Annotated in this window: 18 protein-coding genes and 2 pseudogenes; 9 read left to right on the top strand and 11 right to left on the bottom strand. The window is 61.7% G+C overall.

Annotation, left to right across the window (positions count from 1 at the left end):
• Positions 1-6 precede the first annotated feature (6 nt).
• A complete protein-coding gene (locus STH_RS11380) occupies positions 7-2529 on the top strand; it encodes a hypothetical protein (protein ID WP_011196407.1) in 2523 nt (840 codons plus the stop codon).
• Positions 2530-2845: 316 nt separating this feature from the next.
• Here STH_RS11380 and STH_RS19730 read toward each other — a convergent pair whose 3' ends face one another.
• Positions 2846-4714, bottom strand: coding sequence for a tetratricopeptide repeat protein (locus STH_RS19730; protein WP_011196405.1), 1869 nt, complete (start codon positions 4712-4714; stop codon positions 2846-2848).
• A gap of 780 nt (positions 4715-5494) precedes the next feature.
• Between STH_RS19730 and STH_RS11370 the strand changes: the two genes are divergently transcribed.
• The 4 genes from STH_RS11370 to STH_RS11355 all read left to right on the top strand — a co-directional run bounded on the left by STH_RS11370 (position 5495) and on the right by STH_RS11355 (position 9425).
• The gene (locus STH_RS11370) at positions 5495-6112 is read left to right on the top strand and encodes a 50S ribosomal protein L25 (protein WP_011196404.1); all 618 of its coding nucleotides are present in this window, start codon (positions 5495-5497) and stop codon (positions 6110-6112) included.
• Between the two features lie 610 nt (positions 6113-6722).
• Positions 6723-7469 (top strand): reverse transcriptase domain-containing protein, encoded by a 747-nt coding sequence (locus tag STH_RS18070; RefSeq protein ID WP_011196403.1) that lies wholly within the window; start codon positions 6723-6725, stop codon positions 7467-7469.
• A gap of 13 nt (positions 7470-7482) precedes the next feature.
• Positions 7483-8598 (top strand): IS256 family transposase, encoded by a 1116-nt coding sequence (locus tag STH_RS11360; RefSeq protein WP_083766212.1) that lies wholly within the window; start codon positions 7483-7485, stop codon positions 8596-8598.
• Between the two features lie 209 nt (positions 8599-8807).
• The gene (locus tag STH_RS11355; protein WP_242654535.1) at positions 8808-9425 is read left to right on the top strand and encodes a transposase; all 618 of its coding nucleotides are present in this window, start codon (positions 8808-8810) and stop codon (positions 9423-9425) included.
• A gap of 212 nt (positions 9426-9637) precedes the next feature.
• Here STH_RS11355 and STH_RS19455 read toward each other — a convergent pair whose 3' ends face one another.
• The 9 genes and pseudogenes from STH_RS19455 to STH_RS11325 form a co-directional block, all read right to left on the bottom strand.
• The gene (locus STH_RS19455; RefSeq protein WP_011196400.1) at positions 9638-10069 is read right to left on the bottom strand and encodes a DUF6431 domain-containing protein; all 432 of its coding nucleotides are present in this window, start codon (positions 10067-10069) and stop codon (positions 9638-9640) included.
• Between the two features lie 483 nt (positions 10070-10552).
• A pseudogene (locus STH_RS11350) lies at positions 10553-11912 on the bottom strand (IS1182-like element ISSyth1 family transposase).
• 289 nt (positions 11913-12201) lie between these two features.
• Positions 12202-12720: a hypothetical protein gene (locus tag STH_RS11345; RefSeq protein WP_011196397.1), complete on the bottom strand. Its 519-nt coding sequence runs from the start codon at positions 12718-12720 to the stop codon at positions 12202-12204.
• Between the two features lie 6 nt (positions 12721-12726).
• Entirely contained in the window at positions 12727-13995 is a 1269-nt protein-coding gene (locus STH_RS18485) for a hypothetical protein (protein WP_011196396.1), read from the bottom strand.
• A gap of 1081 nt (positions 13996-15076) precedes the next feature.
• A complete protein-coding gene (locus STH_RS11340) occupies positions 15077-15352 on the bottom strand; it encodes a hypothetical protein (RefSeq protein WP_148205568.1) in 276 nt (91 codons plus the stop codon).
• A gap of 49 nt (positions 15353-15401) precedes the next feature.
• Positions 15402-15647, bottom strand: coding sequence for a hypothetical protein (locus STH_RS11335; RefSeq protein WP_043713952.1), 246 nt, complete (start codon positions 15645-15647; stop codon positions 15402-15404).
• Positions 15644-15838, bottom strand: a complete 195-nt coding sequence (locus STH_RS11330; RefSeq protein WP_043713951.1) for a hypothetical protein — start codon at positions 15836-15838, stop codon at positions 15644-15646. The genes STH_RS11335 and STH_RS11330 overlap by 4 nt, the downstream gene beginning before the upstream one ends.
• Positions 15839-16125: 287 nt before the next feature.
• Positions 16126-16239, bottom strand: a complete 114-nt coding sequence (locus STH_RS19975; protein WP_197525167.1) for a type I-E CRISPR-associated protein Cas6/Cse3/CasE — start codon at positions 16237-16239, stop codon at positions 16126-16128.
• 45 nt (positions 16240-16284) lie between these two features.
• Positions 16285-17400 (bottom strand): 3'-5' exonuclease, encoded by a 1116-nt coding sequence (locus STH_RS11325; protein WP_043713950.1) that lies wholly within the window; start codon positions 17398-17400, stop codon positions 16285-16287.
• A 268-nt stretch (positions 17401-17668) separates the two neighbouring features.
• On the opposite strand from STH_RS11325, the gene STH_RS11320 reads away from it, so the two are divergent.
• The 3 genes and pseudogenes from STH_RS11320 to STH_RS19970 all read left to right on the top strand — a co-directional run bounded on the left by STH_RS11320 (position 17669) and on the right by STH_RS19970 (position 21334).
• Positions 17669-20452 (top strand): S53 family peptidase, encoded by a 2784-nt coding sequence (locus STH_RS11320; RefSeq protein ID WP_148205567.1) that lies wholly within the window; start codon positions 17669-17671, stop codon positions 20450-20452.
• 137 nt (positions 20453-20589) lie between these two features.
• A pseudogene (locus STH_RS11315) lies at positions 20590-20955 on the top strand (ISL3 family transposase); the annotation flags it as partial.
• Positions 20956-21064: 109 nt separating this feature from the next.
• On the top strand, positions 21065-21334 hold the full coding sequence (locus STH_RS19970) for a DUF3024 domain-containing protein (RefSeq protein ID WP_420834792.1): 270 nt from the start codon (positions 21065-21067) through the stop codon (positions 21332-21334).
• A gap of 187 nt (positions 21335-21521) precedes the next feature.
• Here the strand turns inward: STH_RS19970 and STH_RS11310 are convergent, their stop codons facing one another.
• Positions 21522-22040, bottom strand: coding sequence for a hypothetical protein (locus tag STH_RS11310; RefSeq protein ID WP_011196391.1), 519 nt, complete (start codon positions 22038-22040; stop codon positions 21522-21524).
• Between the two features lie 698 nt (positions 22041-22738).
• Here STH_RS11310 and STH_RS11305 point away from each other — a divergent pair.
• Positions 22739-24349 (top strand): transposase, encoded by a 1611-nt coding sequence (locus tag STH_RS11305; protein ID WP_043713086.1) that lies wholly within the window; start codon positions 22739-22741, stop codon positions 24347-24349.
• Positions 24350-24515 lie beyond the last annotated feature (166 nt).

Below are 24515 nucleotides of genomic sequence, written 5' to 3'. Positions count from 1 at the left end.
CGGTTCATGAGATGGCCATGGTGGATAGCGGGTGTTATAAGCTGTGCGCTCGCCCTTTCGCCTGCCTCTGATGCGCTCGCCGGCAACTGGACCACCAAGGGCGGCTCACCACAACGCATGTCAGTTGAAACCGATCCTCATGGTCTGGTTGAGTTGAGGTCTTACTGGGAGACTCAGCCGCTAGGCGAAAGTGCCACGCAACCGGTAGTCGTGGATGGCGTCCTCTATCATCTGGCAGGCGACTACCTCTGGGTGTTGGACCTTAGCGAAGTCCAACCGCCTGGAGCGGAGGCTTCTGCGGTTCGTGAGCCGGTTTCGAAGCTCAAAATACCTTTCAATCGGGTGCCAGACGGCCCATTCATTGCACCGCAGTCGAGTCCCACCTATAGCCCAGAGACTGGTATCTTGTATTTTGGCACCGGCTACGGCTGGCTTTGGGCCTATCACACCAGGGAGGGATGGGCTCAACCTGCTGAACTCGAGCTGGGCTGCCCCATCATCGGCTCCCCGCTGGTCATCCACGATCGCGGGCGAGACATCGTGGTGGTGGCAGATCGTCCCAACTTCCCCGGAGAGGAGAACCGGCCAGAAGGGCGACCCCTGTGCCCCCGAGCCCATGGGAAGGTCTGGGTGGTCCAGGGTCTGGATCAGCTGGTCGGCTCCGTTCATCGACAGGTCTACGAGGCGGCCACGACCAAGCAGGTTGAAGGAGGGTTCGGCGGCTTTGTCACCCCGTCGGCGGTGGCGGCGCCTCCCCATGGTGAGAACCCCAGTTTCGTCATCGGTACCGATGGCTTCGAGGGCGGACGAGCCGTGCGACTGGCGCTCGACCGGGACAACGGCTACCGCCCCTACCTCGTCTGGACGGTTGATGGTCCCGCCGGCTTTGCCGGCAACTTCACTGCTGACGGAACCAACGCGTACTGGCTGGACACTCGCGGGTACCTGTGGGGCGCGTCGCTGGCCAAGGGCCGAGAACCCGAGGGTTGGTCCGGCCACTCCATTTCCCTCCCCGCCCTCATCGGCGCCAGGAACGCCTTCACCAACACCGAACCCGCGGTCGAGGTCCGACAAACCCCGGACGGCCCCAAGACCCACCTCTACGTCACCCTCCGCAACTACACCGACACCGGCGCGGGCCTCCGGGACGGCCCGACCGGCAGCGACGGCGCCGTCGTCGCCCTGGGCCCCGGCGGCGAACTGAAGTGGTACCGCAAGTTCGGCCCGGTGGACCGGCTGGGCGAGCGGATGGCCTCCCTCAACACCGCACCGCTGGCCCTGACCAGCCGGGGCGCACTCATCTTCGGCGACGTGAACGGCCACATCTACAGCTACGCCCTGGACACCGGCCAGCCGATGGGCGGCGACGGGCGGCCCGCGCTCATCCAGCCGGAAGGGCGGGCGCCCACGGACCGGCTGTTCCTGCTGAAGGGCGACGAGCAACCGAACACCGGCCCGTACAACTTCTCCCAGGTCTCAGGCGTCGGCGTCGATCCGGCCTTCGCCCACGGCCTGCTGCTCGTCGGCGTCAACTACACCGACGCTTCCGGGACCTCCGGCCGGCTGGTGGCCTACCGGGCCGGCGAGGCCTACGACCTGCGGTGGCTGGATGAACCGGGGCCCCTGGAGCTGGAGCCGGGCAAGACAGTCGCCCTGCAGCCCCGGCTGCAGCTGGAGCTGACGGCCCGGACCCTGGCCGCGCTCTGCCCGGGCCCGCTGTCCGTCGAGTGGTTCCTCACCGACGAGAACGGCAAGCTGGTGCGGTTCCTGGGGACGGCGCCGCTGCCCGGCGACCTGGCGCCGCAGCAGCCCCACTCGGTACCGCTCACCGTCGCCCTGACAGAGACCGACCCGGCGGAGGGGCAGATCGTGGGCATCATCGACCTGCCCTCCGTGTACGCCCTCAGCGCGCCGCACACGGCAAACCCGAAGGTGGCGGCCGCCCGGGGCCTCGCGGCGGCGCTGGGGCTTGCGGCCGAGAAGAGCTGCGCCGGTGCGGTGGCCGAGGTGGTGGAGCGGGAGGGGGAGCCGGGGCCGGAGGGCGGCCTGGCCAACAACGTGCTGATCGTGCCGTACCGCAACCCGCAGCCGCCCGACGAGCCTGAGCGTCCGGGCGAGGAGGGTGGAGGCGGGAAAGCGATCATCGATGACCCGTGGCTGGCGGAGCTGGCGGTGCCGGAGGTGGCCGAGGCAGGCCGGCCGTTCGAGGTCGGGATCTACCTGGGGTATCAGAACAACCTGGGTCAGGGCGAGATCCGGGTGCCGCTCCGGCTGTGGGCGCGGCCTACGGGGGGCGCATCACCGCCCCCGGACGTGTGGCAGATGGTGACGATTGACAAGGTGCCCTGCTGCAGCCTGAAGCCGGGGACGATCCCGGGGCTGAGCGTAGGTGCGTGGGAGATCATCGCCGAGATCGACTACCCCGCCGATACCCGGCCGGAGAACAACCGGGTGATCCGGAGGGTGGAGGTGCTGCAGGTGAAGCCGGGCGAGAGCGGCGGCGCGGAGGGCGGGGCCATCACGGACTGAACGCGGGACACCAGACCAAGGTGCCCCGTCCCAGGCCTTGCCGGGCCCCACATTGGCCCTCACGTATGGATGGACACCTTGCACGCCTGGACACAGGACCGTACGTGCATGGCTTCAGGACCTGCATGACCAGGTGCAAGGCGTACATGACCAGGTATAGGAGCTGCCTGACCAGGTGCAGGACCTGCATACACGGTTGCAGAGCCTACATGCACGTCAGAACGGTCTCCACGCACGCCAGACTTCTGATCGAATACAGGATCCACCTGCACGAGCAAAGGGACCCGCACTCCCCGATGGGGTGCGGGTCCTTTCCTCACTGGAGCAGCGGCCGCAGCTCGACCGGGACCACCGCGACCTTATGGTTGCGCCCATCCACCTGGGCCCGGCCCACGTGCAGGATGCCGAGCGCCCGCAACCGTCCGATGGTGGAGGCGGGCGGCTTGTCTTCCCAATAGAAGCCGTCGCCGGTCTGGTCGCCGAACCGGCGGGTCAGCCGGTGCAGCTTCACCCAGCCGCCCTCCGCCAGAACGAAGCTGAGGGCTTCCCGCACCGCAGGCGGTTCGTCCGCCAGCACAGCCTGCAGCCGGTCGGCATCCAGCATCGCCGCGGCCAGGACCTTCTCCCGTTCGGGGCGGCGGCGCTGGGGCTCGATCGCGAAGCGCTGTGCGGCCGCGTTCAGCCAGGGGACCGGGATGCGCCGCAGGGCGGTGGCCAGCTTGACATCGAGGCGGATGGGACGCTCGTCCTGCTCCTCCCGCATGGCGTCCATGAACGCCGCGATGTAGGCCTGGTGGTCTTCGATAAAGCCGTGGTCGCCCTCTACTTCCGCCCGGATCGCAGCCTTCAGGCGTTCGAGGTCCCATAGGAAGTCGGGGGACAAGCGGCTGGCATCGATCTCATCGGCGAACCGGCGGGCCGCCTCGATTTCGCCCATGTCCAGGTGGATCAGGGCCAACCGGAACAGCACCGCGGGCTGCTCCGGCATGAGATCATGCAGCATCCCCAGGAGCACCAGCGCCTCATCCAGCTTCCCCTGTTCCCGGAGGAAATCCGCCTCCAGCACCGCGGCGGGGGGATAGAGGACCGGCCCCTCGCGCAGTTCGACCACTCGCTTCATGGCGGCCTCCCGCTTTCCCTCCCGCCACAGGCGGCGCGCCTCGGCCACGGCGTCCTCCAGCTCCGGAATGGGCCCGTCGGGCACCTGCTTCATCTGCACGACAATCTCCGTCCGGCGGCCCTGGTGCACCACCGGGATGGGCTGGCCCGGCTCGAACACGCCCGCCTCCACCAGCGCACGGGCCGCGCCGAACTTGAGGCCGATGGGCAGGGAGGCGCTCTCCAGGATCCGCCGGCCGAGGTCCATCCCCCAGTCGCCGGTGCGGCGGATGATCTCCGCCACGAGCGTGACCTCTTCGTCCGGTTCCTCATCGGCCATGGCGAACACCGTCGCCAGCATGTACAGGCGGAGCGAGCCTTCCACCGGCAGCTTCTCGGCCTGCTCGGGCGTCAGGTTCCGCAGCAACTCGGCGTCAGGGGGGTCGCTGTCCAGCTGGAACCGCGGGATCACGCCCCTGTCCGTCCACTGCGCGACGAGGACGTACCCCGACAGAGGGCCGACCCAGGCGGGGTCGCGCACCCGCTCCCAGATGCGGATGGCCTGCCTGTACTTGCCCAGGTTGAAGGCGGCCACCCCCGCGAGGAAGGCGCCCCGGGCAAGTTCCCGCCCGGGCCAGCGGTTGTGGAGGTCCAGGACGAGCCGGTAATCGCCCAGCTCCATAGCAGCTTCCTTGATGATCGTCGTGTACTGGATCCACTCCTGCTCCGTGCCAGCGAACGCGCGGAGGCGGAACCGGCCGGCCTCGAAGTCGCGGACCGCCCGCTGCAGGCACTCCCGGGCCCGCTGCAGGTCGCCCAGGGCGGTATAACAGCGGCTGGCCAGGGCGTGGCGGTACGGGTGGATCAGCGCGGGGTCCTGCAATTGGTCCAGCACCTGGAGCGCTTCGGCCGGCTTGTCCTGGTAGTAGAGGGCGGTCGCCCAGTTGTTGAGGGCAGCCACGAGCCCCGCCTCCTGCCACGCTTGCCGGAAGCAGGCGATGGCTTCGTCAAGCTTCCCCTGCTGCATGAGTTCGCTCCCCTGTGCGGTCAACGCGATCGCCTTTTCTGCGCTGGGCGGGTTTGTCATTCGTCTGGACCTCCCGGAGGTGGATTCGCGTAACACGGTTTCCGAAGACCACTGTAACATCTGGTCACCGCTGCGGGGAAGCCCGGTCGCAGCACATCCCTGGCGTTTCCCTCCTGCGCGCGGCCGGCCAGGATGAGCCGGCCGTCGGCGAGCATGGCCTGCCACCGCCGGAAGTGCCGGTCTACCGCATCGGTTTCCGCACGCGTCGGGTCGGTGCCCATCTCCGGACGGACGGGCCGCAACAGGTAGAGCCACTGGCTCACCTGAATACCCCCAGATCCCCGTGTAAGAACGACTGGCCAATGAATGAGTCAATTACCGCACGCCTTGACCAAAGCCCTGCAATCGAGAGTGAACCTCGCCCACCTCAGGCTCGGAGCGTTCGCAAGACCCTCGACATGTTCCAATTCGGAACGGGCATTTTCGGGGGTGCGGGCGCTGCCTTCCCGGGCGTCGGCCTCGCCGGCTCGGTGGCCGTGCCGGCAGTGGGTATGGGCATCAGCTGGGCCCTGGACGACGGCTTCAACCGGCAAACGGACTTGGTAAGGAGGAGCATCCAGAACCACCGCGGGTGCGAGGCCGAGCAGGCGAAGATGGAGCCCATGAAGAGGCGGGCCCGACAGGAAGCCCGGCACCGTGGTGGCGGATTCATGGATAGGCCGTGGCTGGGGGTGGGAGAATATGCTTCCCAGAGTGTTGCGGGAAGCGGTATTTTATATATAGGGGGTGTTCCGGGTGGCCGGAGCACCTGCCAGACTTTCTTGACAGGGGGGATCGTCGATGAATGCAGTGTTGCAGTTGGAGGCCAGAACCCGGGAGACCGGTTCCCGGGCAAGCCGGCGGCTGCGGCAGGCCGGGTTCGTACCGGGTATCATCTACGGTCCCGGTGTGGAGCCGCTGGCCATAAGCGTTCCCACCATCCAACTGGAGCGGTTGGTCGACCGGCACGGCCGCGGGCATCTCATCAACGCCCACGTGGAGGGGGAAGCCAATCCCCGGCAGGTGGTGATCAAACAGCTTCAGCGGGACGTCCTGACCGCTCAGGTGACACACGTCGATTTCCTGCAAGTCGACATCCACCGGACCATCACCCTTACGGTGCCCATCGCCGTTGTGGGGGAGGAGCAGGCGAAGCGCCGGGGTCTGATCGTGACCCACGAGCTGGCCGAGGTGGAGATCAAGTGCCGGCCCACGGAGATTCCGGAGGCGATTACGCTGGACATCTCCGGCGTGACCGAGCCCGGGCCCGTGACGGTGGCCAGCCTTGCCGCTCCTCCCGGCGTCGAGGTGCTGGAGGATCCCGACACCGTCGTCCTCTCCTGCACCCTGGGTTTCGGGGGCGTCGAGGAGGCAGAAGCGGAAGCGGAAGCCGGGAGCTCCACCGGTCCGGCGGCGTGAGCGGCATAGAAATGTACCGGGGCACCCCCTGGACGGGAGTGCCCCGGTTTTTCGGTGTGCCCGGCATGGGCGCTGACTTGGCGGTGAAAGTCCGCTACGGGCGAGGCAGCACCAGCCCGTTAGCCAAAGGCAAGGGTGTCCGTCGCGAGGCGGAATCTGAAGGAAGCCCGAGGCAAAGCCACGACCCGAGGAACACGAACCCCATAGGAGGCTGTGCCGCTCGGGTGAGCTGGCCGAACACAGCAAAACCCGAAGCTGCCAAAGGGCGGTGCGGTAGATGGGGCGGGTGCGGGGTGAAGGTCAGCGTCCTTACCCGGGGAGGTCTGCCGGGAACGCCAGCAACGCTGGTAACCTGCGTCGGGAGACGCAGCTGAACCGGCAGAAGTCAGCAAAGGCCATAGTACCGGCAGGGGGACGCCCCAACCGGGAAGGGCCGAACGTCAGGAAAGGGGTGAACCCGTTGCGTTCGAGCAGCCCGCGACAAACGCAGAAGACCCCGAACGGGACCTGCTCGCCGGAGGTAGCGGTGAAGCCGCAAGGGACGGCGAGAGGGCGGAGTGGGCAGCCGGCACAAGACGGAACGTCACCCCGCGGGGAGCACAGCAACCTGATGGAGCAGGTGGTGGCCAGGGAGAACATGCTGGCCGCCCTGAAACGGGTGGAGCGGAACGGAGGCGCTCCCGGCGTGGACGGTGTCCCCACCGAACGGCTGCGGGACCAGATTCGCGTGGAGTGGGAGCGCATCCGTGAGGAACTGCTCCGGGGGACCTACAGACCGCAGCCAGTCCGCCGGGTCGAAATCCCGAAACCGGGCGGCGGCAAGCGGATGTTGGGTATTCCCACCGTGATGGACCGCCTGATCCAGCAGGCACTCCTGCAAGTACTGACGCCGATCTTTGACCCGACATTCTCCGAATCCAGCTACGGCTTCCGGCCGGGGCGGCGGGGTCATGACGCGGTCAGGAAGGCACGTCAGTACGTGGAGGAAGGGTACGACTGGGTCGTGGACATGGACCTGGAGAAGTTCTTCGACCGGGTCAACCACGACGTGCTGATGGCCCGCGTGGCACGGCGGGTAACGGACAAGCGAGTGCTGCGGCTGATCCGGGGCGTTGTCCCGGAAATCGTGGAAATTCAAAGTGGCGGCCCTCAAGCCCCGTTTGGTATAACGGGGGTGGACAGTAGGAAGGAGGTTGCCGCCACTGATGTCATTGTACCGCGGGAAGACCAAGAAGCGCCAGTTGCTGGAGGTGGACAAACAGCCCTGGTTGCCCCAGCAGGTGCAGGTGACGCTGCATGCCCTCATGGGAGCAGCCAAGGAGGGTCTGCTGGCCCTGGCCGTCGCTGTGGGGCTTGACGTACTGCGCTCCATGATGGAGGCAGAGGTGACGGCCATCGTCGGCCCCAAGGGCAAGCACAACCCCAATCGAAAGGCTTTTCGGCACGGTGCCGAGGAGGGGCGGGTGGTGCTGGGGGGACGGAAGGTACCCATCCAGCGGCCTCGGGTGCGGACGAAGGACGGACAGGAGGTCAGGCTCTCGAGCTACGAAGCCTTCCAGGATGAGCAGTTGCTGACGCAGGCCGCCCTGGAACGGATGCTTCATGGCCTCTCCACTCGGCGCTACCATCATGGCCTGGAGCCGGTGGGCGACGATCTGCCGGCCGTGGCTACGTCCAAGAGCAGCGTAAGCCGGCACTTCGTGGCGGCCACACGCAAGGCACTGGCTGAGCTGCTGGCGAGGCCGCTTGGTGATCAGCGCTACCTGGTGCTGATGCTGGACGGGATCGAAGTCGCAGACCACACCGTGGTGGTCGCACTGGGGATCACGGACGACGGGCAAAAGCAGATCCTCGGCCTCTGGGAAGGGGCTACCGAGAACGCAACCGTCTGTCGCGCCCTGCTAACAGACCTGGTGGAACGCGGCCTGCGGGTGGACGGAGGCATCCTGGTGGTGATAGATGGGGCCAAGGCCCTCAGGGCTGCCGTGCGGGACGTGCTGGGTGCCAGGGCGACCGTGCAGCGATGCCAAGTTCACAAAAAGCGCAACGTGCTGGACCACCTGCCGGACGAGGCTCGCGCGTGGGTCAGCCGCAAGCTGGAGCAAGCCTGGAGGGAGACGGACTACGAGAAGGCCCGGACTGCTCTCACCAGCCTGGCCAAGACCCTGGACGACAAGTATCCGGGCGCCGCCGCCAGCCTGCGCGAGGGGCTCGAGGAGACCCTGACCGTCCTGCGGCTGGAACTGCCCGAGGCGCTGCGCAAGACTCTCCGTTCCACGAACCCCATCGAGTCCGCCTTCGAGAAGGTACGGATGGCTAGCCGCAACGTCAAGCGCTGGCGGAACGGCCAGCAGGTGCTGCGCTGGACTGCCGCGGGCCTCCTGGAAGCGGAGAAGGGCTTCCGGCGCATCAAGGGATACCGCCAGCTCCCAATGCTGTCGGAAGCCCTAAGCAGGGCGTGTTGCGAAATCCCCGTAAGCCAGTGAAACCTGGAGCATAGAACAGGAAAGCCACCATATCCCGCGAATTGGTTGGATTAGCCGCCAAAACAACCAAAACCGCGGGGATGGTGGCAAGACCAGTGTACCACGCCGTGGCCCTGATTCTCCAGCACTTGCATCGCCTCCTGGACGAAGTTGCTGCCGAACGGCGGGGTCGCAAGCCGAGGAACCAACCCAAGACCGGGCGCCCGCGCTTGTACTCGACCCCCTCGCTGCTCCTGTTCCGAATTGCAGCGGATTTGCTGGGCTGGTCGCTGCGCAAAACGCTCAACTATGCGGAACAGGAAGCGGGAGCATGGCTCCGTAAGGCCCTTGGCTGGGAGCAGGTGCCGCATCTGTCTGTGGTCTGCCGCCGCCTGCACGGCGATGACGTCCGGCGGCTGCGGACCCGCCTCTGGCGCAAGCTGCGCCGGCGCTCCCTGCGGCAAGGAGACCTTCGGGTCTTGACCATCGACATGACGGACTTACCCGTACCCCTCCGGAGGAAGGACCCGGACGCAACCTGGGGAGCGACCTCGAAGGGAAAGTTCTTTGGCTACAAGTTGCACCTGGTCATCAGCCGGACCGGTTTCCCGTTGGCCTTCCGGGTCACCCCGGCCGCCATCCATGAGATGAGGCCTGCAGTCTCGCTCTTTGCTGAGGTGGTCAAGCTGGCGGACCAGAAGCAAAAGGCCGAGTTGACCTACGGGGTGGGAGATAGCGCCTACGACAGCGAGAACCTGTACAAGTTCTGGGCGGATGTGTGTTGCGGGCACTTCCTGTGCGCTCCCAACCGGCGGGGCACGCCGGAGGGGGAAGAAGTGCGGGCGTAGGGGCCTTATCGGAAAGCGGCGCTGGAGTTCTGGAAAACCGACCTGGCACGGAGGATTTATGGCAAGCACCGGTCGCTGATCGAATCGGTGAACGCGCAACTGAAGGACCTGTCCAATCCGTTCCAGGTCGGACAGATTCCGGGATGGATTCGGGGTTTGAGAGGCGTGTCGGATTGGGTGTTCTGGCGGATTCTCGCCTTCTCATCCATTCTCTACGCAAACCGTTTGCGTGGTTCTTGTTCACGCAAGCTCTCACGCTTCATTGCATGAGTTTCGCGACACCCCCTCTTCTCCGAGAGCCAGCTGACCGTCGGGCTGCTCAGTCGCCGGGCCAGGGTGCTCCAGGGCAGCCCCCGCCGCACCCGCCCGCGAACCACGGCTTCTCGCACCAGCGTGATGAATCGGGCGTACGGTTTCAGAAAGTCAGGCAAGATGGCGCACGTCTTACGGCACCCTGGACACCACCAGCGGTAGATCGGGATGTACGCCTTCTGGTGCGCAGTAAAGACCCAGCGCCAGTACCGCCCATGCCGCCGCATTCGATCACCGCAACCTGGGCAGTGCAGGGGCAGGTCCGGCCCGCAAGTGCCATATTTGCGAAGATAGGTCTGGACGTTCTGACCCAGGGGAAGTAAGATACACATACACAGGTGCACTCCGCCCTGTGGGGAGAGCCTGCCCAGGTGGACCGCCAAGTCACAGGCCTGGGCAGGCTCTCATATTTGTCCCCTGTCGTACGAAAACGGAGAGGACAGCCCCTCTCCTGATAATTCTATCTTCAATATTCTCTGTCCTACACAAGCGCACGATGCTCAGCACATGTTGACAAATAATCCGGGCAACAACACCCGACACTCGGCCCCGGTCACCCTCACGGTGACCGGGGCGTCGCTCGTCCTCCCTGGCGTCCGCGGCGGCGACCGTCGCGCACCCTCTCCTCTCCCCTTGCCCTCTGCATCTCCTCAGATCAACCTTGCCCCAGAAGGTAACTACAGCTGCAGTGGTACGCGTAGCAAACTAGGAGCCTGTCCGGGTAACCGCACGTGAGATAGGGGCAGACTCCCAATGATTGGATATCAACGATCGTGCCTACTTCTTCATGCGCTGTCTGAAGGCAGATTTCGGGCCTATGCGGCCTGGCTGAAGGCGTAGAGCTTCAAGAGATTGTGGCAAAGGCACACAAGAAGCCATTCCCCGTTGACTGCTTCCAGTCCACGGAGATGGAACTGCCGGAAACCACGAGCCTCCTTGATCTGCCCGAAGACCGGCTCAATGCTCTGCTCTCGCTTTCGGTAGCGCTCGGCGTGTCGCTTTAGCTGCAGTTTCCGCCGCATCCGATCCCGAAGCGTTGCTCCCTTGGGAATCGGGCCGCGTGGTGATTTCGCACGGCGACGTTCGCTGTGCCGCTGCTTCTCCGGAGGAATGTAGGGATTGATTCGCCGCTGCAAGAGCCACTGAACGTTTTGCTCACTGAAGTACCCTGCATCGGCAGAAACCTCCTCCGGCATCTCATCGACATTGGTTTCGACCTGCTCCATCATGGGGATCAAGTGCGGAGCATCTGCCGCCTGGTTTGTTACGGCAGCAGCGACGACAATCTGCGTATCGGCATCGACGACGGCCTGGGCGTTGTACCCCTGGATGAACTGCTTATCAGAGCCTTTCATGATCCGGGAATCGGGATCCGTAAAGTTGCGCTGCGCTGTTGGTGCGGGTTCTGCCTTCGGCCGCTTCCGCCGACGACCGCCCTTGGGCCCCTTGGGTCCCGGCTCCTCGGGAGGCTCATGTTCGTCAGCGCCGGCCCTCAGGCGCACTTCGGCTTCCAGAGCAGCCTTGGCTTCTTGAATCTTGGCCAGCCGCCGCTCACGGAAGCGGAGTTCTTCGGGCAGTTCATCCCCACGACGATGTGGGCCGAAGCGGTGATCCTCGGCCTGGTCAGCTTGCTCGGCTTTCTGGAGCAACTCTGCGATCTCCGCCTTCAGGCGTTGTTCTTCCTCCACCATCCGGCTGTCAGCTCATCGCCTTGTGCTTGGAGGCGTTGGCCTTGATCTTGGTGCCATCCAAGGCCACATGACCCAGGCGAACCAGCCCGGCCTTCTTGCAGATCTTGACCACTTGCAGGAACAGGTCGGAGAGGGCCTTTAGATGCCGCTTCCGGAAATCGCTGATCGTCCGGAAGTCGGGCTGGTTGTTGGCCGCAAGGACGCGGAAGGCTACGTCCTCCTGCAGCCGGCGTTCGATCTTGCGAGAGGAGTAGACGCCGTTGCAGTAGGCGTACAGCAGCACCTTGACCATCATCCGCGGATGGTACGGTGGGTAACCTCGTAGCTCTCGCTCGTACGTCTGTTCGATTTGGCTTAAATCAAGTGAGTCCACGACATCACTCAGGAAGTAAGTGAAATGGTCATGCGGAAGCCAGTCCTGCAGGGCAGGGGGCAGCAGCAACAGCTGATTGGGCTCATACGGTCGATACGTCTTCTTGGTCACGCTGAAGACATTGGACACCGAACCCTTTTGCTCCTACAGAACTGGCTTACTCAGACAGGCTCCTAGCAGATACTGTTCCCGGGACGTTGGGAACGCACCGGCAGAGTCCCGGAACGCCGTCGCTGCTGCCGCTGAAACCTTGCGGCGGGACTCGTACCCTGGGCAGTGCGCGGTAGCGGGCCGAGGGTCCCTTTCTGCAGCGGGATGTGGTGTGATCGAATGAGAGGAGGCAGGATCGCTGCCTCCTCTCACACTGATCCTGTGACGTGATTGAAGGGGTACATCACCGTCAGTACAGGCTTGGCATATCTGAAGCCAGTTCATCCCACGCGCGCAGTGTTTCCGACAGGCGCCTGGAAGCCGTCATCTCCTCGCCCTGAAGGTCGAGAGCTGTGCGCCCCATTTCGCTGAGTAACGAGAGCCCGTTGGAGAGCGCAGTCCTCTCATCAGGCGTCAGTACATCACCGCCCTGGGATGTCCGCGCATGCACGGCAGTCACAACCAAGTCCAGTTGCTCCAACATGTTGTTGAGCCAGAAGAGGCTTACAGAGATCTTCTCTTTCTCAAGTGCCTTGACCGCATCGTGAACTTGGCTTTGAAGTCCTGTGACCAGCCTCTTGGTTGACGAAGCTTCTGCGGTCGTGACTAAATCTGCTTGGAGCAAAACGGCGATGGACTCTGATAGGTCGTTGGTCATCTGCACCAGTTCGTTTAGTTGTGTTGGATAGGCTTCGCCTCCGTAGTCACAGGCGGTCAGGAGCAAAGAGCCGACAATGAGCAGAGCCGCCAAAACCCGAATTGTGACCACCTCCTCCTAGTAGTTACTATAAACTACGGACCCGGTTACCGTCTCCGTGCTCGCCCAAGTGGTGTTACCCATGTTGATCAAAGTATACTTCCAACCGGCCATCAGTTGCTTCTGACCAGGTTGCGTGTAATGGCCAACAAGCACCTCTGCCCAAATGTTATGTCCATAGTCAGCGTCGTTCAGAATCGCCGTTGTTGGGTAAGCGATCCCGTGATTCCTTACGTACTCTCCGTTCGAGTTCGGGACCGTGTACCGCTTACTTCCCTCGGAAGCAACCTGTTCCGAAGACTTGTAACCGGTAGAGAACGATAGGCTGAGAGGAAGCAGCGGGAGCTTGAAACTGTAACCGAGACGTACGGAGAAGTTCACTGATCCCTTGTTTTTCCACGCTCCCCCCCAGTATGCGGACTGGATGTAGTCACCCGCGTCGGTCGCGAAGTTGATCTCGGCTTCTCGCATTTCCGTGAAGGTTGCAGGGCCACCGAAGTTTGGGTCGTTGGGAGACCACGATCGATCCTCCACGATTTCAAGGACTGCTCCGCACTCTTCTTGAATTGTGATGACGGTAGGGCACTGCAGGTAATGGCGAACCCTAAAATCCTCATAGACAGTCTTTCCGCTTATCTGATAGGTCACACGGTACAGGATTGTCCTATCGTAGGTCCTGAAGTTCGTCGCCTGCACCGGAGTAACGTCTATCTCTTCAACGGTAACCGGTTCATAGACCTTTGCGTGCCAGAGTTCTGCCTCAACAGTGTTGACTGGGGCGTCAGCTGAGAACCTCCATGCTTCCTTGATCGCTTTAGTGATCAATGGGCTGGACAACTCCTGCACGACAAATGTATCCGTACGCTTGTCACGCATATAGAGCCGGAGCATTGCCACAGTTTCGGGCGCACTATCGGTGAAGAATGGAGCAACAGCCTCACCCTGCTCCAGTGCCAGAAAAACAACCTCATAGTTGTCGAGTGTGTCAGTCGCCTCGACCACCAACCGGTCAGTGTTCACGGCACTGCGTGTGATGTTGCCCGTAATCCGATAGGGAACTTCGAGCCCATCAATAGTGATCGAGCCTTCCAACGCAATCCCGCCGGGATTAACCTGCACCAACGGGTCGCGTGCGGAGATAGCAGTGCCCGAACCGGAATGTAGGCGATCTTCGGTAGTGTACAAGCGTGCGCTGCTATCCTGCACTTCTGCGCCATAGGCCGGAACTACCAGAAGTTGAACCACCATCAGCACACCCAGCACAGCCGAAATGCCCCTAATCTTCATAGAATCATCTCCATCTCAGTCACAACCAATCGACGTACCAAGCCCCGAGGAAATCTGCGTCACGCCTGACGACAACTCTGGGATCACGGTCTCGTTTCTCAAGACTCAGGGTCACGGACTCTGGAAGGTAAAGCCCGGATGGACCGCTGCTCTCTTTGCCATGCCGATGGTGGTGGACATTGATTTTCCGGGACCGGTGGACCCCTCCACGGTAAAGGTTCGGGTCGAACCTGAAGCCTGGCAGATTGCCGAGTATGAGTACGGAACAGCGCTGGAGTCCAGACACAGTCTTCGCTTGCTTCCCGATGAGCGGACAGATCTCGCCACTGGGATCGGGTGGGTCACTCTCACAGTAGAGCAAGCCATCGCTGCTGACGGCAGATCGTTTGAGGGCGTTCCGTTCTCCGTCAGGTTCTTTGCATTCGATCGCCGGTTGGCTGATGCCCACCCGCATCTGGCTGAATGCATGACGCGATTTGTAGTCCATGTTGACCCGTAACACCTGCAGTTCGGGAGTCCATGGCGAGTAAAAGGTCGAATCGAATGGGCGAAGGGTATCGACCTGGACCCCAAGTTTGCGAAGGCGGCCGCCGAGCTATGGGGCGAGTTTGGGCTGCAGGTGGAGAATGCCGTCTTCACGAGGCTGGCCCCTCCGACCGCAGAGGAGGACAAGGGTGACGACTCCCCCGACTGGAAGTCGGGGGCATCTCAGGCTACTTGAGTAGTCTGAGACCTTTGTTCGTGGACCGTATGCCAACCGAGTCGGATTGGCAAGACCACGGGGTGCGCCACACACCCACTACTCCGTTTGCAGGGAGATACGTTGAAAGCGGTCTGGAAGATATTTGCAGAGCCATTGACGTCAGCATGAACGTGCCAGCCGCAGTTACAGGTGTAGAGACCGCGGTGCTTGCGGTATTGGCGGGGAAGGTGGCGAAGCCCTAAAGGAAATGCTCCAGGGAATTTGTGTGGTCACCTCGATAATAGAGACGTCTGTCGTGATTGAAAAGTTCTGAGGGGGTCCGTGTATCCCCTCAATAAATTGAGGGGGATTACTGCCCCCTCAGACTCCCCCTTTTCTCTAAACGCCGAAACCAAGTCCACGCTCAGGGCGGCCATCTGGCAACGTCTGGGGCTTGACCTCAGTGGGCTTGCCGGACTCCGCACTGGCCTCCTTCAACGCGGTCAATTCGTCATCCGCGTGTTCTTCAGCGATTACACGCCCCTCGACGACGATAGGTTCTTCCACAGTTAGAAGGCGTTCGTAGTCATCGTGGAACCTCGAGAGTGTTTCGAGCAACGAGAAGAACGCATTCTCAGAATCGCCGTGATGCGAATGCATAGTGCGCTTAGCCATCATCGCCCTCCTCATCCATCAACCTCAGAGGTCATCTTCGCCGGTCTCCTTAATCCCGACGCAGAGGAAGGCGTGGCTGGTACTCCGCAGAATCGTCGTAGAACTTACCGTAGTTGCCGCGCTCGTCGCGGTGCGTGACGATCACAACGGGGCCGTATTCGGGATGCCATGTCTTGTGAGCGTTGAAGCCGTTTACCCACGTAGTTATGTAGTCACCTTTTCCCTGCGTGTGTCCTGCCTTTTTCAGAATGGCGATCACCTTCTGGGTGGAGATGGGACGTAGATTCCTGCTCATCTGCGCTTCCCTCCTTTCTCATCCACCGGCGGCGAGCCCGCCAACTCCTCGCTGGTCAACTCATGCGCCGCCCCGTTGAAACCCCAACCGCGGCTCTCTGCCATTTCCACCAAGGCGTCGGCCACGGCATCAGCATCCACGGAAGGGGGCACGCGCAGGTCGCCGGTGATGCGGATGTAACGATCACTCATCCCGCTCATCCTCCTTTGATGGTAGCGGCGGCAACCCGTGCCGCCTTTCTTCGTTCTTGCTTGGCCAATCACATTTCTCAAACACCCAATCAATGACGTGATCTATGTTGTTGAAGTCGAGGCGCCGCGGCTGATAACCTCCTGCCGTAGCGCCTTGTAGACGATTTGGCTGATGTAGACGGTCAGCCTGAACTTGTCGTTGGACTGTGCAACGGTATCACTCGAGACTGTTTCACATTTCCCCGCTGCTCGTGAGCACCGATGCACACGATTCACGACCAAAGCCGCTATCCCGCGTGCTCGACCGCACACCTGGCCACGGACAGCAAGCCGCACCCGTAGGCCCGACTGGCCCCGATGCCTGTCGTCATGGTCTGGCGGAACCGATCGGCATCTGTCACCCGCAAGAGGCAGAAGACCAGAGGTCAGATCAGCACCTACTGACCTCAGCCGACGATGCTTTGCGACGCGCCGGCCAGCACCTTGGTGAGCCACTGGCGCAGTGCGGCCTCACTGAGGGCCTGATAGGCATCGTGGTACTCCCAAAGATAGAGGGTGCGGCCGTCCATCTGGTGTTTTTCCGTGTGCGCATTGGCGTATGGGTAAAGCTGGCCCTTGTGCCGATAGAAGATTTGATAGCGCTGAAGCTTGTGGCGGTGCTGCGGATGGGAACTGCGAATCGGATGGTACTTCACCACCACCTCGACATCTCGGCCGCTTACGCCGCGCACCACAAAGCGGGAACCGGACTGGTGATCACGAGCATAGGCGAGGGCCTCCCGCGGCGAGGGCAGAAGCGGGTACTTCGGCGCGGCCATCTTCTGTACCGTTTCCCTGACGGCGGCGCGTAAAGCACTGAACAACCCGCCTGACGAAGCAGATCGGGCCGATGCGGTGTCAGTCGCAGCGGCCCTTTGCTGTTGAATCTTGGCTAGCTCTGCCAAGATCTCTTCCTGCGTCACCACACGGGCGTTGTCCGGGCGGTAGCGGATGGGACGGCCTTGCCGCTCGATGAGGAGGTTTAGCGGATCCAGCCCCCGTTGCTGGGCCAGATCCAGCAGGTGAAGAAGCACGTGGGCCGTTGCCACCGCATCGGCCAGTGCGTCGTGGTGCTGGGTCAGTTCCACCCGGAAATGCCGGGCAAGGCTTTCCAAACTGGCCGAAAGATCGGGAAGCAATGCACGGCCCAGGGCCATGGAATCGACAAAATTCCCCTGCCATTGGGGCAGACCGTGGCGCGCAAACTCGGCCTGAAGAAAGCCCAGATCAAAAGACAGGTTGTGTGCGCCGAGCAGAACGCCGGGCCGAAGAAATTCTTCCTGAAGTTTGCGAAGCACCGCTTTGGGGTGAGGGTATTTCTCTGAACGCATGTCAGAGGGATCCAGCCTGTTGACCTGCATGGCATACGCCGACACTTCTCCGTCAATGAGGCGAAGCTTTGATTCCCATGTCTTTACAATGCGTTGTTCTTTGATGGCTACGACCCCGATCTGAATGATGCGGTGTTGGTCATACTCCAGTCCTGTTGTTTCCGTGTCGATGACGACCAGATTATAGCGCATGTCAACCCCTCCTTTCGTTCCGTTTTCTCCCAAGAACCCGGCACCCGTGATGGCCATATATAGCTCTGTGGTCTTGGGAGGGAGATGGAGGTAAAAAATTCCGCCAATTCGACCAAATTGTCTCAATATTTGTAATAATTTGTGTTATAATAACTACGGTTTGCAACCACATAAGGCCAAGACGGAATGGGGGTGGAATCACAGAAGCGAAGAGTCTTCCGCTGTCACCACGAACTCTAAAATCCGAAGAAAAAGGAGGACGATTGTGGTGAGTGTACGGCGCTTTCTGGCAGCCCTGACCGCGGCCGTGATGCTGGCGGTCAGCGGCACCCCGACACTGGCTGGGCCGAAACCGGCTCCGACCAACGGTTACTGGGAACCCAACAACCCGGCGTTTGCCCAGGTAGTTCCCCGCATCTATGGGGCATCACAACTCCCCGAGCTGAACGGATACGGCCAGACCATCGGCATCATCGGGATCTACCACGATTATGCTGAGGATGCCAAGGCGGATCTGGCCAAGGCCATTGAGGTGCTGGATCTGGCCCCCATGTACGGCCTGCCGGGGACGGAACCCTGCACCATCGAAAACGGTCCCTGGCCTTGTTTTGAAGTGAAACTGGTGGAATCCGACCCGCGCAAGCCGCCGCTGTTTGCAGGGTCATGTTCGATCTACTATGAGATGGCCCTGGATGTCCAAGCGGCCCACAAGATGGCTCCGGGTGCCAACATCCGGCTATATCTGGGTGAAACCCCGGATGTCTTTGACCTTTTCTACACGCTCCGCCGTGCTCTAGAAGACGACGTTCTTTCGGTGATTTCGCTGAGTTTCTCGACCAGTGAGGAGAACATCCTCACCAATCCTTACCTTGGCGAGGAGTTCCTCCGGGAATACAGCGAGGTGCTGGATCGGGCCAAAACCCTGATCGTGGCTGCTTCCGGTGACTGGGGAGATCGCCTGGAATTCCCGTCCACCCACCCCAATGTGCTGGCGGTCGGTGGCACCACGTTCAAGCAGGAAGATCGTTCGTTCACGCCGTGGAACCCAGAGAGTGAACGGGCGTGGTCAACCTATGAACCGGGCCATTTGGTAGGTTCGGCCGGAGGGCCAAGCATGGTATTTGCCCGCCCCAGCTACCAAGATGGGTTCCATGATCTGCCGTTCCGTACCACTCCGGACATCGCCCTCAACGCCGATGGCCAACCCACGTTCACGTCCAACCACTGGATTGATGCCGGGGCCACCTCGGTTGCCGCACCGATGATCGCCGGAGTTATCGCCCGCGCCAACCAAGCCCGTACGCAGATGGGGCTGCCCAAGATCAGCCATCCGGCAGAAATCTACGCGCTGGCCACAGGAGAGGGGTATCGCGAGAACTTCCGCGACATCACACAGGGGCTTGGCGCATGCGTTTCGGAAACGTGTGCCGCCGGGCCGGGGTATGATTTTGCGACGGGGCTTGGCGTCCCGCGTATCGAGCGCTTTGTTCCGAATGCCGCCGGGATGACCCCCATCGACATCGCGGATCTCACCGTGTCGGCGGTAACAGAAGAGAGCATCCAGATTTCGTTCACAACAAACGTCCCCACAGAAGGGTTTATCTGCTATACCAATGCGCCCGAACGGGACAACCTCGCCCTGCCGCTGGGAAGCGGGATGAACAAGGTGTGCGTCAGTGACGGCCAGTTTGGCACCCGCCATACGGTCACCATCAGCGGTCTTGCGGACAACACCCGCTACTCGATCTGGGCCGGGGCGAAATCCGCAGAGTACACCCGCCACGTCGAAGTCGGCAACATCACCACCCGCCCGCGCCTGACCGAAGTGGGGCTGACCGCCGCAGATGCGGTGGAACTGGAAGACGGCAAGACCTATCATCAGATGCTGGAACCGCACCAGAACCACTACTACCGCTTCAGCTTGAACGAGGGCGACAAGGTGGATTTCCGCCGCACGACCACTGGGCAGATCACCTTCTACCTCCAAGATGCTGAAACAGGTAAGCTGGTGGATCTCATCGGGCCGTCCAAGCACTTTGATAAACCCGGAAGCTACATCATCCGGGTCAGCAGCTACAGCGATCCGGTGCAGTACTCCCTGAAAGCGGATTTCACACGGGCCGATGAAGTAGTGCCCGAACCCGAACCGCCCACCCCCACGGTGCCGCACTACTCGCTGGAAACGGCACTGGTGCTCGAAGACGGCAAGACCTACACCTACTCCATCGGCCAGGGCGAAAGCCACTACTACAAGTTCGAAACCAAGCCTGGCGATATGCTGATCTTCAAGCGGTCAGGTACCGGACCGATCACGGTCTACCTGATGAACGCCCGCACGGGCAAAATTCTGGACACCATGGGCACGCTGAAAAGCGTGAAGTTTGAAGGGGCAGGGACCTACGCGTTCTGGTTCGTCGGCAATCCCACCCGACCAGAGTACACCTTCTCGGTGCGCTTCACACACAGCGGCGACAAGACCGAAGGCATCGTCATGACGGTTCCGGCCGACCCGGAAAGCACGGCCCCCATCGCTGAACCGGATACGGATACGCCGGATGAAGAGCTTGCGCCCCCAGAAGCGGAATCCGTTGAAGTCCCCGAACAAGACGACAGTGATTCGGCCGTGGAACCCATTGTGGTCACCCCGATTGAGCGGCCCATCCCTGCGCGGGGAGTGGAGAAAAGCACCGCCCTGGATCTGGAGTTCGGCAAAACCTATCAGGTTCGGATGCGTGCGGGTGAGACGCACAGCTATCGGTTTGTAGCGCAGAAGGGAGATACAGCCGGATTTACGGTGAGCAGCGACGCCCCTGTGTCCCTTTACCTCTTGGATGCTTCCGGGCGGCTTCTGGCCGATGTTGGAGCCAACCGCATCTATGCATTCACCGCCGAGGGAGAGTACAAGCTTCAGGTGGTGGCCGACCAGCCGCTCACCTATACCCTGCGCGTGGATATCGTGCGTCCAGCACCGAAGCCTGTCCCACCCGTGAAGCAACTCCTGCCGAATCCCTCCGATAACCTGATACCCAAGCCCACTCCGATTACACGATAATGTTATTCTGCGGCCCTTGGCATACTCTGCCGAGGGCCGTTTGACATGGGTTTGGGACGCAGCGGGACACAGAGAGCGCCGAAACGAAGGGGGAGGGAGCGGCATTACTTTTCCCTTGATCGCCATGGGCACTTCTCTGCCCGCCGGAGCATCAAACAGAAGTGCAACGGCAGATGGTGGAGCAGATCCTCGCGCTGCACCCGGATCTTGCCCTGGCGCACTCCCTCCTGCAGCGTTTTCGCCAGATGCTCCGTGAGCACCAAGTGGGCGAGTTGAACCGTTGGCTGGATGATGCAATGGCCAGTGGTTTACCCCCGTTCACGCGACTTGCCAGGACCCTGACGGCCGACAAGGCTGCGGTTCTAGCCGCCATCGAGTTGCCGTGGAGCACGGGGCCCGTAGAGGGGATAATCACCAGGATCAAGTTCATGAAGCGGCTCGGGTACGGCCGGGCAAGCCTGCCGCTTCTGCGGGCCAGGGTTATAGGCAGTCTTGGAGTCTAGCGCGATCGTCGTGCGCTGCGGAGGGATCGAAGTGCCCCTACCCGATGGAGTCAGGCTCCACGCGGAGCAACTGATCTACTGGTTCTGTCAGACTGCCGTACCTCCTGGTATGCAACCTTGCTACCGGCTGGAGTTTCGCACCCGCGGCAGTTCAATCACGCTCTACGAAAGCCGCCCCTCCTGGGTACCGTCAATCGGACGATGGCTACGGATTCCCATGGTGCAGTTCCGATTCGACCCAGAGCAGGGCAACTGGACGCTGTACAAGGCAGATCCTAACCGACGCTGGTTTGCATGGGATCTGGTCCAACCCTCACCAGACCTGGCCGAGCTTCTTAGGCACGTGCATGTCAGCGCCGCAGGGATTATCGTCGGTTGATCCTACGACGCCTTGTCACCGTTGCCTGCACCAAACTTGGCGAAGACCCAAATCCACGTTGCCGTTGACACGGTAGGTGGGAGCACCGTTGGCGTCTAGGCTATTTGCACACAAGCGACGAGGTAGGGGGCCTAGCTCCCTACCTCGTCGACTCTACACTCCCTCAGGGGGCTTTCTGATCAGTCTCTCACCCGTTTGGTTCGCGAACTGCAATCTCCGACGGCGGGATCTCAAGGAACCGCTCGGCGCCGTCCCAGACGATGCGTAGCCGGATTGGGTTCAAGATGGCAGCCTTCACTTCGCCTAGCTGCTCCCAGTCGAATGCAGCTACAGTATGTGTGAACCGCCACTCGGGTCGTTCCGGAGTCACATCAAAGCGGCGGCCACTGGGAGGAAGGACCAAAGTCTCCTCCGGAATGAGCAACATTTCGACCATCTGTTCGGGATAGAAAATGGCGACCCTCACGTTGTGGAGATCTTCATCTACTAAGGATACGAACCTGAAGGTCATGCTTCCCTGCCAACTATTGGGCAGTTCAGGATGAGGCTGCAGGACCAGTTCCGCATCTATGTTGAAGTCGGTCGCCTCCGTAATCGGTGTAAATGTGACCGCGTCCGGAAGTTGCGTTAGGTTGGCCCGAGCGCTGCAGCCCACCAAGAGAGCAGATACCACCAACAACAGAATCGTTCGCCTCATGCTGGACATCAACCACCCTGCCCATCTTCGTAGGAACTCTATCGTCAGGTTAGTATACCATTTTCGCCCATTTCCGCAACCCGGTATCGATGGCGTACTCGCTCTCACGCCGTAGAGGGACTTGACCGCGGCCGACATGGTTCAGGCCCACCCGGACTTCAGTGGGAGTTGCACGGTCCCCGTCCGCGAGGCGGAGGAACACTTCGCCAGGCTCCCGTTGTATGGTTCCACGTACTGCGTCGTCCGGTTGCAGTCCTCGATGCCACTGGCGATCTCCTAGGAGCCTGTCTGAGTAAGCCAGTTCTGTAGGAGCAAAAGGGTTCGGTGTCCAATGTCTTCAGCATGAGCAAGAAGACGTATCGACCGTATGAGCCCAATCAGCTGTTGCTGCTGCCCCCTGCCCTGCAGGACTGGCTTCCGCATGACCATTTCGCTTACTTCCTGAGTGATGTCGTGGACTCATGTTGTTGCCCGCGCTATTTGGCAGTGACTTGACTGGCGACAGTGTCGTTCGTCAACTGACGCGTTGGTTTGTCGCCAGGATCGGGGGCGACCGGCAAGCCGGTCGCCCCTGCTGAGCCTAGCTCAAGTTTCGCGTGAATAACCCGCACTCCGTACAATGGAAACCCATTGAAAAAGCATCAGTCTGAACCAATGATACATGGTGGGATTTGCCCCTCTTAAACCACCATGTGGAGGTTCGACTGATGCAGTCTCATGGTACGACGCCCGAAGTCACTGCGCAAGCCATCAAATGCACCACCCGGCATGGTTTTCTTGTCGCTCTTGGTTGGGTAGCGCAAAGGCTGAACCTGGTTGACGTGTTGAACCGGCACCTGCGGATCAATCAGAAGACCTACACCCATACGCCGGTCGACAAGGTAGTCGAGGCGTTGGTTGCCATTCTCGGCAACTGCCGCTACATGAAGGACCTGAACTTCGATCCCGAGCCGCTGGTCGCCGACCCTGCCGTAGCTCAAGCCTGGGGGCAGGAACGCTTTGCTCACTTCTCCACCGTCTGTGCGACCTTCAGCAAACTAACGGAGGAAAACGTTCAACAACTTTCCGATGCACTGGCGGAGATCCAGGCTCCCCTGCTTCAGCAGGAGGTTGCGGCGGTGGCTGGCCCAGACCGGTCCGGAATGGTCATCGTGGACATCGACCTCACCGGCCAGAAGGTCCGGGGAGAGACCAGGCAGTACACCGGTACCGACTTTGGCTACATCCAGGGGCAACTGGCCCGCGGCTATCAGATCGCAGCCGCCTTCCTCACTGGAAAGCAGCAGCGCTTTGCCATCGACGGCCTTCTCAAGTCCGGTAAGGCCAACAGCCGCTCTGGCGCCTGCCTGCTCGAACTGATCCCCAGGGTGGAAGCCCGGATCGGCCGCCCCCTGCGGCGGGTGGAATGGGTTGAAGCATGCCTGGCTCAGCAGAAGGTGCGGGTCCGGCAGTTGCATCAGGCATTACAGACGGTATCGGGCAAGGGCAGCGCCCGGCGGAAACAGAAACTGCAGTCCGAGTTACAGGAGACGGTCCAGGTCATCCGTGAACTGAACCATCGGCTCCGGCAGTACAGGCAGGACAATCAGACGAACCCGGCTCCCCTCCGGATCGTGCTGCGAGCCGACAGCGCCTTTGGCACGCCGGAGGTGATCCAGCGGCTGCTGGAGCTGGGATACGAGTTCACCATCAAGTCCTACTCCGGAAGCAATCCCGCCTACAAGCGCCTCTTCGACGCCGTGCCGGCGGAGGGCTGGGTTGAAGTCGAGAAGAACCGGTTTGCCTCCGAAGCCGTTGCTGTGCCTGGCCCAACGCTGCTCGCACCGTATCCGGTGCGGCTTGTCGCCATGCGCCGCTGGAATACGGATGGCCGGGAAGTCCGCAGCGTGATCCTGACCACGCTCCAAACCGAGGCGCTAACCATGACAGAGGTCGTGAAACTCTACCACGGACGCCAGACCATCGAAGCCGGATTCCAGGAGTGGAAGGGAACGTTTCACTTTGGTGCACCCCGGCTGCGCAAGTACGAGGCCAACGCCGCCTTTACGCAGCTCGTCCTGTTTGCCTTCAACCTGGTGCGTTGGGCCTGGCGCTATCTGAGCACCTCCTCGTCCAAACTGGCCGAGGCCAAGAGTCGACTCCTGGTACGGGTAGCGGCCCGGTGCCGGGCAACCATACGGTGTATTGGTGACACGCTGCGGCTGGTGTTCAGCCGGGGTACTCCCCTGGCTGGAGCGGAGATTACCCTGAACCGGGCCGTTTCTTACCAATGCACTTTTTCAACACCACGAATGTCGAGTTGTTCGCGTGAAACTTGAGCTAGAACAGTGTAGCTTGTACAGTTCCGGATGCGACTCGTTTTCTTGGGCTGCGGTGAATCCGTGCCGTCCTGCGGCACTCCGTGAGTGCCTGGCGGCTCCTGGTGAGGAATGCACGAAGATCTCGGGCGCTGGCGAACTCCAGCTCGACGGCACCAGCCGTTCC

The organism is Symbiobacterium thermophilum IAM 14863 (assembly GCF_000009905.1).
In the GTDB taxonomy this organism is placed as follows: Bacteria; Bacillota; Sulfobacillia; order Symbiobacteriales; family Symbiobacteriaceae; genus Symbiobacterium; species Symbiobacterium thermophilum.
Note: the sequence above shows the minus strand (reverse complement) of the source record. Positions and strands in the feature narration are given on the sequence as shown.